This is a genomic window from Streptomyces sp. NBC_00878 (assembly GCF_026341515.1).
Classification (GTDB): domain Bacteria; phylum Actinomycetota; class Actinomycetes; order Streptomycetales; family Streptomycetaceae; genus Streptomyces.
The window spans coordinates 3,835,946-3,848,611 of the sequence record NZ_JAPEOK010000001.1 but is presented as its reverse complement, the minus strand read 5'-3'; the positions used below and the strand labels follow the sequence as shown (position 1 = coordinate 3,848,611).

Below are 12,666 nucleotides of genomic sequence, written 5' to 3'. Positions count from 1 at the left end.
TCTCACCGGCGTCCGGGGGAGAACGGCTGGTGGGCGGGAAATGGCCTGTGAATGGCCGGCGACAAGTGGTGATGCTCACGCTGCTCACGTGTGAGGCCCTATGGACATATGCGCGAACCCATCGGATGATCAAATGAGTGCGGTCGGCACCGGATGAGCGCCAGGAAGATCGATTACGTGCGGAAAGATCGGTTACGTGAAGCATCCGGGTCGCAGCCCCCAAGGGGCATAAACAACAAAACCCCTCATCTAGGAGCAATCGTGGCGCGCGACATCGCGGCTCCCTCAACTGTTCCCACCACTCACCAGGAACTGATCTCGTGGGTCAACGAGATCGCCGAACTGACGCAGCCGGACAGCGTGGTCTGGTGTGACGGCTCAGAGGCCGAATACGACCGACTGAGCGAGGAACTCGTTCGCAAGGGCACCTTCAAGAGGCTCGACCCGATCAAGCGCCCCAACTCCTACTACGCCGCCTCTGACCCGACCGATGTCGCCCGGGTCGAGGACCGCACCTTCATCTGCTCCGAGAAGGAGGAGGACGCGGGCCCGACGAACCACTGGAAGGCCCCGGCGGAGATGCGGGAGATCTTCCAGGGCACGGGTCCTGGCCCGGACGGACAGGGCGGCGTCTTCCGCGGCTCGATGAAGGGCCGGACGATGTACGTCGTCCCGTTCTGCATGGGCCCGCTCGGCTCGGACCTCTCCGCGATCGGCGTCGAGATCACCGACTCCGCGTATGTCGCCGTGTCCATGCGCACCATGACGCGCATGGGCCAGCCCGTCCTGGACGAACTCGGCTCCGACGGTTTCTTCGTGCGTGCTGTGCACACGCTCGGAGCGCCGCTGGAGGCGGGCGAGGCGGACGTGCCATGGCCCTGCAACTCCACGAAGTACATCTCCCACTTCCCGGAGACCCGCGAGATCTGGTCGTACGGATCCGGCTACGGCGGCAACGCGCTGCTCGGCAAGAAGTGCTACGCCCTGCGCATCGCGTCCGTCATGGCGCGGGACGAGGGCTGGCTCGCCGAGCACATGCTGATCCTCAAACTCACGCCCCCGCAGGGAGAGTCGAAGTACGTGGCGGCGGCCTTCCCGTCGGCCTGCGGCAAGACCAACCTCGCGATGCTGGAGCCGACGGTCCGCGGCTGGACGGTGGAGACGATCGGCGACGACATCGCGTGGATGCGCTTCGGTGAGGACGGCCGCCTGTACGCGATCAATCCCGAGGCGGGCTTCTTCGGCGTCGCTCCCGGCACCGGTGAGCACACCAACGCCAACGCGATGAAGACGCTGTGGGGCAACTCCGTCTTCACGAACGTCGCGCTGACGGATGACGGCGACGTGTGGTGGGAGGGGATGACCGAGGAGACCCCGGCGCACCTGACGGACTGGAAGGGCAACGACTGGACGCCGTCTTCGGAGACCCCGGCCGCGCACCCGAACGCCCGCTTCACCACGCCGGCTTCGCAGTGCCCGATCATCGCGCCCGAGTGGGAGGACCCCAGGGGCGTCCCGATCTCGGCGATCCTGTTCGGCGGACGCCGCGCCACGGCCGTACCGCTGGTGACGGAGTCGTTCGACTGGAACCACGGCGTGTTCCTCGGCGCGAACGTGGCGTCGGAGAAGACGGCGGCGGCCGAGGGCAAGGTCGGCGAACTGCGCCGCGACCCGTTCGCGATGCTGCCCTTCTGCGGCTACAACATGGGCGACTACATGGGCCACTGGGTGAACGTGGCCAAGGACAAAGACGCCTCCAAGCTCCCGAAGATCTATTACGTCAACTGGTTCCGGAAGAACGACGAGGGCAAGTTCGTCTGGCCCGGCTTCGGCGAGAACAGCCGCGTCCTGAAGTGGATCGTGGACCGCCTGGACGGCAAGGCGGAGGGCGTGGAGACCCCGATCGGCATCCTGCCGACGAAGGAGGCCCTGGACACGAACGGCCTCGAACTCTCCGACTCCGACCTGGACTTCCTCCTCACGGTCGACAAGGAGATCTGGCGCGAGGAGGCGGCACTGGTCCCCGAACACCTCAACACGTTCGGCGACCACACACCGACGGAGCTGTGGGACGAGTACCGGGCGTTGGTCAAGCGGTTGGGCTGAGGCCTGCCCACCGTCCGAACTCCGCGGCCGGCGCCCCCGTCGGATGCCAAGTGTGCGCTCAGTCCCAGCGACACGCCGAGAACTCGGCGTGTCGCTGGGACTCAGACAACAGTTGTCGCCTGACGGTCGCCCGACGGCACGGTCGCGGAAACGGTGAGCGTGCCTGCCCAGTCGTCCTCTGCGAGGGAGACGGCTGGGCCGGAGGCGGTGAGGAGTCGGCCGTGTCGTACCTGACGACGCCCTCACCGCGCTCCACCAGCTCCTCAACCACGGCATCGGACTCAGCTCGTTCGTGCGGTACGACGGCGAAGTCGTGGATCACGGTTGTGCGGCGCCCAGACTCTCCAGGCTCGTGAGGAGACATTCGACCGAGCGCGCGAGTCTGCGCGCGTATGCGCTGGCCGCCGACGCTCCCGGGCGCAGCGGAATGTCCAGCTTCCTGCGGGCTTCCGCGGCGGCCACGACCGCGCAGGCGACGGGAATGGTCATCGTGGGGTCGTCGTCGGGCGGCTGGGCGGCGGCTCGTTCGACTTCGGGGATGAGCAGTTGCATGTATCCCTTCAACGTGAGCGTCAGAGTGTCTAGCTCGCCAGGGGAAAGCGGTCCGGCGTCGTTCGCGAGCAGACGGGCCGTGGTGGCGCGCATCTTGGTCGTGTCGACTGGCAATGACGTGTTCACCGTCATGAACACCCGCCCCGCGAGCGAGCGTTGGCCACGGCCACGCCCGCGCTCAGTGCTTCGGCGAGGGTGAGCAGCCGGAGCCGGTCCGGTCGGGCGTCCCACTCGATGCCGCCGCCGATCGGCCGCAACTGCACGTACGGGCCCACGAAGCCCATCACCTTGCCTACCTTGCTTTGCTGGGTGTCCTCGACGGTATCGCCGAGCCGGGGCTTGTACGTGGGCTCGTCCGCGGTCATCGTCACCGGACCTCCCTCGTCGCGCAGGCCAGGGCCAAGGCCCGAGTGCGCTCGTGTTCGGGTAACACGTAGGCGCGCACGGGAGCGTCGGTGGCGGAGCGATCCTCGACGGGTGACCGTTGAAGGGCTGGCCACAGGTGCGGCGCTCGGCGGCGGCGTGCTCCAGTGAGGATGGCGCCCCACATCTCAGGCGATGGGTAGGGCACCGTCGGGTGCGAACTTGAGGCTGGAACCGGGGTGATGTAGGTGGACTCGCCTGGTGACTGCGTCCCGGCCAGGAGGGCTTTCAGCCATTTGAGTGTTCGTGAGACATAGTGCATGCCGGTGCTCCTTCGTAGCGTTGGCCACGCCCGGCAGGTCTCACCACCGCACCGGGTTCTGTTGCTCTCGGCGACGTTAGGGGCACTAGGGGTGATCGAGGGGCACAGTTTGTGCCCCTATGGTCATGCGGCCAAGAGGCCGATCTTCACAGCGAGTTCGGATGCGCGATGGCGCCGAGCTGGATCCTTGGACTCGGCTTCTTCGAGGACGATCCGCTTCGCGTACCCGTTGTACTTGATCGTTTCTGGGGCGGCTTCGTGGGCTTTGTTCAGCGTGGCGAGCGCGACGTCCGGCTGTCCGTCGAGGTGGTAGCTGCGAGCTTCCTCGATGCGGTGCCGGGCCCGCCGTGGCCTCGACCTGATCGTGTCCGCGTCCGCGGCGGCGGCCTGCCGGACGGATTCTCCGCCCTGGCGCAGCTCTACGGCGACAGTGACAGCGTGCGCGCCCATGATGGCGCGGGAGAACGACGTCACCGGGTGGTAGTAGTTCTCCGGGAGCCGCTGTGCCATGGCGCGCGCCTGGTCCCAATACCGCCATGCCGTGCCGGTTTCGGCTCGCCGGGCCGCTGTGTATCCGGCCTCGAAGGTGAGCGCTCCGGAGATGGCCAAGACGTCGGCCGACGCGTTGGGCAACAGCGGTTCGAGGTACGCGAGGGTCTCAAGGTTCACCGCGTCTGCGGCGTCGAAGTGTGCCGGGCCCGCGTCGCGGTGTGCCTGCGTGGCCAGCCATGCGGCCACCCCGATGGCATGCGGGTCCTCGGACTCCTGCGCGGCGATCAACCCCCGTTCGACGACCCTCCACAGCAAGGCGGAATCGGGCTGGTGGGCCACGAAGAACTGGCACAGGGAGTAGACCTCGGCGAGTGCTGCCTGTGCCTTCCGACGGTCCGGCGCGGTGTCGGCCTGCCGTGCGGCAAGCTGAGTGTCTCGGATCAGATCCGGCAGCAACGCGCCGATCACCTCGCGGTGGTTGGGCGCGGAATGGCGTGCCTTCCAAGCGCGGGCGAGCCGCGACTGAAGGTGCGCGGCCGGGGGCGCCTCGCGCTGTGCGGTGAGCGGGAAAACGTCGACCGCAGCCTTGACCTCGGCGAGTCGGGGATGACCCGGGCCGGCGAACAAGGCCAGGTGCGCGGACTGGTCGCCAGTGAGGTCCGACAGGTCCTGGACGCGCAGCAACTCGGCGATGCGCAGGACCATTTCGAGCTTGGGTGTCTTCAGGCGCCCGTTCTCGACCCCTTTCACCCAAGAACCCGTCTTGCCGACCAGCCCCCCGAACTGCTCACGGGTCATGCCCTTGCGGGTGCGCAAGATCTGGAGGCGCTGACCGAACACAAGCGGGTCGGCGTACGGGTCCGGGCTGGCATCTGGAGACATCAGGCCTGTTCCTCCTTGCAGCTTCGTCACTGTCAGAGTAAGGGCGGGGCCGATCTGATGTGAGGTTCCAGCTGTACGCCACCTCACGTGCGCTCAACGCAGGGAGCCACGTCCGGCCGCCGCACGGGTCCCGTACTCGGCTCCGATGTCGAGAACGATGGTCTTCACCACCGTGAGAGCCTGTGACCGACGCCTCAGTCGGACCGGTCCTCCAAATACCGCGTAAGCGACTCCTGTCGCCGTGCCTCGACGTCCCGCAGTGTCGCCGCCAGGCGGCCGAACTCCTCCTGGAGCAACGACAGTTGCCGCTCCAGATGGCGTTCCGGTGGTTCCGTGCCCGGGGTCAGGCGCGTCCACCATCGTGTTCGTACGAAGGTGTCTACCGCCTCCGGGATGTCCTGCCGTACCGCCCGGGACAGGGCGTGTACCCCCTCTGGGTCCTGGGCCAGGATCTCGGCGACCCAGCCGGGGTCAAGCAGAGCCGTCAGCAACTCCGACAGTTCGGTGAGGCGGCCGGACGCGGCGGGCGGTAGCTCGATGTCCGCGAGGTAGGTGCTCAGCTTGTCGAAGTCCTCCCGCAGCTCCTCCAGTTGCGCGGACGGGTCCGGGAAGTCCGGGAGTGGGGGCCTCTCCGGAGGGGCGAGTAGTGCGCCCGCGCCGTACAAGCCCGCCACCACCACCGGCCAGTACGGGCCCGCCACTCCCGTGAACGTCAGCGCCAGGCCGGCGATTCCGCCGACGCTGCCCGTGAGGTTCTTGCGGGACTCCAGGTAGCCGAGGAGCTTGCCCGTCTTGCCCGTCGTGCCCGTCTTGCTGGTCCTCGTGGGCCTATTGGTAGCCACGGATCTCCTCGAAGGCGCCGTCGAGTGAACCCTTCTGCGCGTCGAAGAGCCGGCCGCCCGTCAGTTGGGCGATGTGTTCCAGCTCGCCCCGGTCCGAGTCGCCGAAGAGGATCGGGAAGACCGGGATCTCCCGTTCAGCTGCCGACAGTCCGCCGTAGAAGCCGTCGAAGTCCGCCGGGCTCGCGCCCTTCGTGTTCTCGCCGTCCGTCATCAGCACGATCGACGTGAACGTGTCGTCGTCGGCGCCCAGATGCTCGTACGCCTTCTCCAGCGAGGTGTAGATCGCGGTGTCCCCGTCGGCGGTGAGCGCCTTGGTGTCGCGGCGGATCCCGTCGATGCCCGAGCGCGGGTTCTCGGGCCGCACCACATGCGTCCGTACGCTCTTGACCGCCGAGCCGAACGGCATCAGCGTCACCTCCTCGCGGTCGCGGAAGTCGCTCGTCAGGTCCGTGAGCGCCTTCTTCAGGCGGTCGAGCCGTCCGTCCTCCCGCATTGAGCCCGAGGTGTCCAGGACGTATACGGTCCGGGAGGGGCGGCGCAGTTTGTTTTCGTATGCGTCCAAGAGGCCGTCTGCCACTGAACGGGTGCCCGGGAAAGGGAGTTCGCGTCGGCGGGTGGCGTCCAGGCCCGTCGCGGGTGGGACCGAGGCGACCACCGGGCGGCGCAGGGTGCGGTCGGTGATCAGCCGTTGCGTTGCCGGTGCGCGCAGTGCCTCGGTGAGGCGGCGGACGTCGTCTCGGACCGCCTGGCTCGTGGAGGTGAGGGACGAGAGCGGGTAGTCGGCGGTGACCACGCCGTCGCGCGGGCGGATCACCGTCAGGTCCTTCCGCGACTTCAGCACCGACTCGTAGTTGAGCAGCGCGTCGACGTCACCGCGCCGGTCGTACGCCTCCGCCAGCCAGCCCGAGGAACCGGACGTGAGCTTCTGTCCCTTGAAGAACTCCGCCAGCCTGGGCGTCGCCCGCTGCACGTCCTTGTCGGTGAGTGCGGACTGGGCGTCTGAGAGGCCCGACGCCACCGAAACCAGCGTGGAGAAACCGGAGTTGGAGCGGGACGGGTCCGTCATGCCGTACGTCAGGTTGCCGTCCGCCACCGCCTCCTCTATGTCCGCCCAGGTGACGTTCTCCGGCTTCCAGTTCAGCTTTTGTACCGTGGCGTTCTTCACGCCTATGGCCACCGGGCTGGACATGACCGGCGTCTCCGACACGATCTGCTGCGCGGCGGTGGGGTTGAGGCGCAGGTAGTCGTTGGAGGAGAGCCAGATCGCGTCGTACGTGCCCTTCGCCTTGTTCTTTCCGAGGAGGTCCACCGCGTCGAGCGTGCCCATGTAGGTGGGGCGGACCGTGATGCCCGTGTCCTTCTGGATCTGCTCCAACACGGTCTTCATGTCCGACAGTTCGCTGGACGCGAGGATGCGGAGAGTGCCCGGTTCCGCCTTGCCGGAGGAGGCGGGGTCGGGCTTCTCGGTGTCAGGTGTCGATGTGCATCCCGCCACCGTCACCGTCACCGTCACGAGTGCCAGTGCGAGGGCGGCCACGGCACCCTGGGTGGCGCGGCGGGTTTCGAAGCCTGCCCGTCTCATGCGAGGCCTCCGTCCAGTGCCGCCCGCGAGCGGCTGCGGTCCAAGTACGCGCTCGCGTGCTGGAGTTCGGCTGTCAGGGACTCCACCGTCGCCGCCATGGACTCCGTGGCCTGGGCCTTGTACGTGTCGATGGTGTCCAGCGTCTGGTAGATCTGCTGGAAGGCCGTGCGGAGCGTCTCCGCGCCGACCGCCGGGTCGGCGGCGATGCGCTGGATCTCGCCGCTCTGCGTGGCCAGCATCTCCGCGTTGCCCCGGATGAGGTCCTCCGTCGTACCGCGCAGGGCGTTGACCTGCTCGACGACCTTGCGCTGGTTTTCGAGGGCGGAGGCGAGCATCACGGAGATGCGCAGCGCGGCGACCGTCGTGGTGGCCGCGCGGTCGACGCCCTTGATCAGCTCGTCGTTGTTGCGGCGGACCACGTCCATCGCCAGATAGCCCTGGGCGCACACCGCGAGCTGGGTGAGCAGGTCCTGGTGCTTCTGGCGGATGGGGAAGAGGACGTCGGCTCGCAGGGTGTCCGCCTGCGCCGGGTCCGCCGCCTCCACGCTCGTGATGTGGCGTTCGACCGCCGCGTCCAGGGCCTCCGTCAGGACGACGTACTCCTGGAGCTTGCCCATCGAGTCCCAGAGGCGAACGCGCTCGGTCTGCAACGCGGCGTTGTCGCGGCGCAGTTCGTCCTGGCCGCCGCGGAGCGAGCCGACGATCTTGTTCAACGTGCCTTGTGCGGAGGCGTACTTGGCGACGTGGTCGCGGAGCTTGTTGCCGCCGGGCAGCCGGGACAGCAGCTTGCGGGCCCGGCCGCCGGGCACCTCGCGCGGGTCCAGGTCCTCGACGGTGCGCCGGAGTTCGACGAGCGAGGACGAGACGCGGGACTGGGCGTCCTCGCCGTTCGCGGGCAGGCTGCGGATCGTGCGCTCCAGCATGCGGTTCGACTGGGCGGCCGCGCCGCGCATCTCGCCGGAGCCGAGGCCGGCGATCTCCCCGATCTTCCCGGCGAACTCGGGGGAGCGGGCGTCGAGCGCGGCGATCCCCTCGACGTACTCGGCGGCCTTGCGCGCCATGTCCGTACGGACCGAGTCGTCGACCGGCACGAGTCCGCCGGCCTTCTCCTTCGGTACGGCTGCGACGGCTTCGGGAGGTGTCAGGACGAAGGTGTCTTCAGTGTTGCTCGCTTGGTTGCTCACTTGCCGTTCCCCCTAGCCCCGCGCCCGGCGCGCCATCTCGTGCAGCACCTTGGAGGCGGGCACGGGTGCCTGCCGGACGCCGGTCAGCTTCTGGTTGAGATACGTGGTGTGGGCGGCCGTGGCCGCCGTGAACTCCGCGCTCGTGCCCTGCGGCCGGAACCCGTGCCGCACCGCGAGCTTGCGCAACTCCTTGTCCGTGCTGAGGAGTTCACCGAGCGCCCGGCCCTCCTCGGTGAGGGGGACGATGGTGTGGTCGCTGTTCGCGGTGGTGTCGGGGTAGAGGACGGTGAGGTCGTCGACGGCCTGGCCCTGGGTGAGCAGCGCGGCGACCTGTGACTCGTACACGAGGACGAGCGGGTTGCCGACGCCGCTGACGAAGTCCCGGAACGCGGCGTCCGTGCTCGTCTGCTGGGCGCCCTGGACGGCGATCAGCTTGCGCATCAGGGGTGCGGTGCTGCCGACGTCCGAGGTGTCGGCGGCGACCCGGCCGCCGGCCGCGACGTACGAGGCGGCGGCGAGGTAGAGCGCGCCGGAGTTCGACGTGGTCGGGTCCGTGGTGGAGATGAACAGCGTGCCGGTCAGTTCGCCGTACTTGTCGGCGCCCGTCAGCTGCTGCCAGGTCTTGTCCCGGTCGGCGGCCCTGAGATAGGCGGCCATCTTCAAGGTGCCGCTGCCCTTGCCGCTGCCCTTGCCGCCGAGTGTCGCGAGCCCGTTGGCCGCCAGCACCTCGGCGGCGTTCCGGTGTGCCACGACCACGAGGGGCGAGTAGAAGGGGCGCGGCAGAGGCTGCCGTACGTCGTACTTCGCGGCCAGTTCGTCGGCGGGGGCCTGGCTGGAGGGGAACGCGAAGTCGTACCCCTTGAGGTCGAGTCCCTCCATGGCCCAGGACCCGGAGGTCTCCGTCTTCAGGGTGTAGCCCTTGGCAGCGAGGGCCTTCACCACATCCGGATCGGCGAAGAACTCCGCCTTCTCCGAACCGATCACTCCCCGCACGGTCTTCGTTGCCGTGCTCTTGTCCTGCTCTTCGCGGCCCGCGACGACGGCTGCTGCCACTCCGCCGATCAGGAACACCGCCAGGACGATGGCGACTATTCGTCTCACACCCGGAGCCTGCTCCCGGAACCCAACATTCCTCGATGCTCCGGGTGAACACGGGGTGGCCGACCCATCCCAGTACGGAACGGAAGCCGGGGGTCCGTCCGGTGGGGGCGCGCAGACGGCCACCCTTGTTGCGGGGCGGCCGTCCGTGGCGAGCTGGGGCGCCCGGTCCGCGTGTCTCTGCGGGTGCGCGCGGACCGGGGCCGATCGAGTGAGCCCGTGAGGCTCGGGGTGGGCCTTGCGGCTCGGCGGGGCCCCGGCTCGGCATGAGTCCGAAGACTCGCTGGGAGCCCGGACGCTCGGTGCGAGCCCGGAGGGTCAGTCGGCGGTGAGGCTCAGTGGGACGTGAGGGCGTGGGTTTCGGCGGCCGCGGTGTGCGCGTCCATGCGCTCGGCGGCCAGGATCGCGGCCGCCGTGTCCGCACGGGACGCCGCGACGACGAGGGCGCGGCCCGCGAGGGCGTGCGCCCGCTCGTGGAGCGCCACGATCTGGCCGGACGGGGCGGTGGTGGCGGTCACCGGCGCGCGGACCGGCGTACGGCCCCCGCGAAGGCGCGTGACCTGCCCGGTCAGGCGCTCGGCGGCGACGTCGAGCTCCGCGGACGGTTCGCTGCCGCGCAGTTCGTCGGTCACCGCGAGGAGCGCCGCGAGGTGACCGGCGAGCTGGATGTCCAGCTCCTCTTCGCGCGACCGATGGGGAAAGTCGGCGGTGCCGGCCATCCTGTGGACCGACTTGGTGCGGATCGGTTCGTACATGGGAGATGGCCTCCTGTGCTCTGAACAGGAAGCCATCCTAGCTTAGATTTCGTCTAAAGTTGAGTAGGTTCGGAAAGGCGGCCCAGGTGGGCACGGAGTGTGAGGGGGTGCAGGTCAGCGCTGGGCGTACCCGTCCAGGAAGTTCCCGATCCGCAGCACCGCGTCCGTCAGGTCCCGGGCCGTGGGCAGGGTGACGATGCGGAAGTGATCCGGATCCGGCCAGTTGAAGCCCGTCCCCTGTACCACCATGATCTTCTCGGCCCGCAGCAGGTCCAGCACCATCCGCCGGTCGTCCTTGATCTTGAAGACCTTCGGATCGAGGCGCGGGAAGAGGTAGAGGGCCCCCTTCGGCTTCACGCACGTCACGCCCGGAATCTGCGTCAGCAGGTCGTATGCCACGTCCCGCTGCTCGCACATCCGCCCGCCGGGGAGGACGAGGTCGTTGATCGTCTGGCGCCCGCTCAGTGCGGCGACCACACCGTGCTGACCAGGCATGTTCGCGCACAGTCGCATGTTCGCGAGGACGGTCAGCCCCTCGATGTACGAGTCGGCGTGCGCCCGCGGACCCGAGATCGACACCCACCCGACCCGGTAGCCGGCCACTCGGTACGCCTTCGACATCCCGTTGAAGGTGAGGGTCAGCAGGTCGGGGGCGATCGTGGTGGTCGGTGTGTGCCTGACCCCGTCGTACAGGATCTTGTCGTAGATCTCGTCCGAGCAGACCAGCAGGTTGTGGCGGCGGGCGATGTCGGTCAGTCCGCGCAGTATGGCCTCGTCGTAGACCGCGCCGGTCGGATTGTTCGGGTTGATGATCACGATCGCCTTGGTGCGGTCGGTGACCTTCCGCTCCACGTCGGCCAGATCGGGCATCCAGTCGGACTGCTCGTCACAGCGGTAGTGCACGGCCGTGCCGCCGGAGAGGGAGACGGCCGCGGTCCACAGGGGGTAGTCCGGGGCCGGTACGAGCACCTCGTCGCCGTCGTCCAGCAGCCCCTGCATCGCCATCACGATCAGCTCGGAGACGCCGTTGCCGATGAAGACGTGCTCGACGTCCGTCTCTATGCCGATGGTCTGGTTGTGCATGACCACGGCCCGGCGCGCCGCCAGCAGGCCCTTCGCGTCGCCGTACCCGTGCGCGGACGACACGTTCCGGAGGATGTCCTCCAGGATCTCGGGCGGGCACTCGAAGCCGAAGGCGGCGGGGTTGCCCGTGTTCAGCTTGAGGATGCGGTGGCCGGCCGCTTCCAGCCGCATCGCCTCCTCCAGAACCGGGCCCCGGATCTCGTAACAGACGTTGGCGAGCTTGGTCGACTGGATCACCTGCATGTCCGTGAGCTTACGGCCGGGTAACGCGTCCCGCGGAGTGTTCTCCACCACGTGAGACGGGGTGGTTTGGGTGCTTACCGTCGGTAGCTGTCCCGTCGGCCTCTCCCGTCCCTAGAATGTGCGGCCATGTCGAGGCCACCTGGTAACGAAAACGGGGTGTACGGCGCGAATGCCGCGAACAACGCGGTCGGCGCGCCGGACGCCCATGGTGTGCGTCGGGACGGCGACGAGCCCGTGGTTCCGCCGATCGTGTATCACCCGCAGGTCGGGGAGACCCCGGTGTACGACGGCTACGCCGACCCGGCGACTGCCCACGGCTGGCAGAACGCGTACGACGAGACCCGCGAGCTGCCACCGGTGGCCGCCGGAGCCGAGGATGGCCGCCCGGTCGGCGGCGATGGTCCGAACGGCGTCCGCCTGGCCGGTGGCGATGGTCCGAACGATGTCCGCCTGGCCGGCGGCGATGGTCCGAACGATGTCCGCCTGGCCGGCGGCGACGGTCCGCACGACGGCCGCCTGGCCGGTGGCCGTCGTTCCCGGCGGAAGCCCAGAGCCTGGCCCTCGCGGCGGGTGGCGGTCGCCGCCGGCGCGGTGGGGGCGGTCTCCGTGGCCGCCGTGATAGCCGGGTTCTCCTTCGGGTCGTCGGGGGGCGGAGCGCGGGGCAACGAGGACCGCACGAGTCCGACGGCAGGGGATCCCGCGTCGCCCACGGACTCGGAGACTTCCGGCGGGGCCCCGGCCGTACGGTCGTCCGACGGCGGGGAGCCGTCCCGCACAGGGGACCCGAGCGGCTCGACGAGCCCCACCTCGACGGGCGACGAGACCGAGAAGCCCGCTGCCAAGTCCCCCACCGCCCCCACCGCCACCACGAGCCCGGGGCCCCCGGGCAACTCCGACGGCAAGCCGGGGCGCGGCCAGGGCGGCACCAAACGGCCCAAGTAGCGGCACCAAACGGCCCGAGCAGCCGCGGCCGGGCCCCGGGCGGCCACCGGACGACGAGCCGAGCGGCTGCCGGACGATGTCCCGAGCAGCCACCGGACGATGCCCGGGCTGCCGCCAGGCAGGGAGCCGAGCTGCCGCCGGGCCATGCCCCGAGCTGCCGCCGGACCATCCCCCGGGCTGCCGCCGGGCAACGAGCCAAGTGGCCGTCGGACTGGGTAGG

11 protein-coding genes are annotated in these 12,666 nt (G+C 69.0%); 2 read left to right on the top strand and 9 right to left on the bottom strand.

Going from position 1 to position 12,666, the window contains the following annotated elements; all coding sequences use genetic code 11:
- Positions 1-261 precede the first annotated feature (261 nt).
- Positions 262-2,106 carry a phosphoenolpyruvate carboxykinase (GTP) gene (locus OHA11_RS16005; RefSeq protein ID WP_266496771.1) on the top strand — a complete coding sequence of 615 codons (1,845 nt, stop codon included), beginning with the start codon at positions 262-264 and terminating at the stop codon, positions 2,104-2,106.
- 318 nt (positions 2,107-2,424) lie between these two features.
- On the opposite strand, the gene OHA11_RS16000 is transcribed toward OHA11_RS16005, so the two are convergent.
- From OHA11_RS16000 to OHA11_RS15960, 9 genes are all read right to left on the bottom strand, one after another.
- Positions 2,425-2,790 carry a DUF6415 family natural product biosynthesis protein gene (locus OHA11_RS16000; protein WP_266496770.1) on the bottom strand — a complete coding sequence of 122 codons (366 nt, stop codon included), beginning with the start codon at positions 2,788-2,790 and terminating at the stop codon, positions 2,425-2,427.
- Positions 2,787-3,023, bottom strand: a complete 237-nt coding sequence (locus OHA11_RS15995; protein ID WP_266507205.1) for a hypothetical protein — start codon at positions 3,021-3,023, stop codon at positions 2,787-2,789. Before OHA11_RS15995 ends, OHA11_RS16000 begins: the two co-directional genes overlap by 4 nt.
- Before the next feature lie 443 nt (positions 3,024-3,466).
- On the bottom strand, positions 3,467-4,717 hold the full coding sequence (locus OHA11_RS15990; RefSeq protein WP_266496769.1) for a helix-turn-helix domain-containing protein: 1,251 nt from the start codon (positions 4,715-4,717) through the stop codon (positions 3,467-3,469).
- A 194-nt stretch (positions 4,718-4,911) separates the two neighbouring features.
- Positions 4,912-5,487: a hypothetical protein gene (locus OHA11_RS15985; RefSeq protein WP_266507203.1), complete on the bottom strand. Its 576-nt coding sequence runs from the start codon at positions 5,485-5,487 to the stop codon at positions 4,912-4,914.
- 58 nt (positions 5,488-5,545) lie between these two features.
- Entirely contained in the window at positions 5,546-7,141 is a 1,596-nt protein-coding gene (locus tag OHA11_RS15980) for a substrate-binding domain-containing protein (RefSeq protein ID WP_266496768.1), read from the bottom strand.
- Positions 7,138-8,325 (bottom strand): toxic anion resistance protein, encoded by a 1,188-nt coding sequence (locus OHA11_RS15975; protein ID WP_266496766.1) that lies wholly within the window; start codon positions 8,323-8,325, stop codon positions 7,138-7,140. Before OHA11_RS15975 ends, OHA11_RS15980 begins: the two co-directional genes overlap by 4 nt.
- Before the next feature lie 12 nt (positions 8,326-8,337).
- Entirely contained in the window at positions 8,338-9,426 is a 1,089-nt protein-coding gene (locus OHA11_RS15970) for a hypothetical protein (protein WP_266496765.1), read from the bottom strand.
- Positions 9,427-9,758: 332 nt separating this feature from the next.
- The gene (locus OHA11_RS15965; RefSeq protein WP_266496764.1) at positions 9,759-10,178 is read right to left on the bottom strand and encodes a hypothetical protein; all 420 of its coding nucleotides are present in this window, start codon (positions 10,176-10,178) and stop codon (positions 9,759-9,761) included.
- 114 nt (positions 10,179-10,292) lie between these two features.
- Positions 10,293-11,504, bottom strand: coding sequence for a pyridoxal phosphate-dependent aminotransferase (locus tag OHA11_RS15960; protein ID WP_266496762.1), 1,212 nt, complete (start codon positions 11,502-11,504; stop codon positions 10,293-10,295).
- A gap of 126 nt (positions 11,505-11,630) precedes the next feature.
- Between OHA11_RS15960 and OHA11_RS15955 the strand changes: the two genes are divergently transcribed.
- Complete coding sequence (locus tag OHA11_RS15955) at positions 11,631-12,446, top strand: hypothetical protein (protein ID WP_266496760.1); 816 nt, start codon at positions 11,631-11,633, stop codon at positions 12,444-12,446.
- Positions 12,447-12,666: the final 220 nt, after the last annotated feature.

Coding starts and splice junctions, on each gene's coding strand:
- OHA11_RS16000 (WP_266496770.1), bottom strand. CDS start 2,790: ATGACGGTGAACACGTCATTGCCAGTCGACACGACCAAGATGCGCGCC.
- OHA11_RS15995 (WP_266507205.1), bottom strand. CDS start 3,023: ATGACCGCGGACGAGCCCACGTACAAGCCCCGGCTCGGCGATACCGTC.
- OHA11_RS15990 (WP_266496769.1), bottom strand. CDS start 4,717: ATGTCTCCAGATGCCAGCCCGGACCCGTACGCCGACCCGCTTGTGTTC.
- OHA11_RS15980 (WP_266496768.1), bottom strand. CDS start 7,141: ATGAGACGGGCAGGCTTCGAAACCCGCCGCGCCACCCAGGGTGCCGTG.
- OHA11_RS15965 (WP_266496764.1), bottom strand. CDS start 10,178: ATGTACGAACCGATCCGCACCAAGTCGGTCCACAGGATGGCCGGCACC.
- OHA11_RS15960 (WP_266496762.1), bottom strand. CDS start 11,504: ATGCAGGTGATCCAGTCGACCAAGCTCGCCAACGTCTGTTACGAGATC.
- OHA11_RS15955 (WP_266496760.1), top strand. CDS start 11,631: ATGTCGAGGCCACCTGGTAACGAAAACGGGGTGTACGGCGCGAATGCC.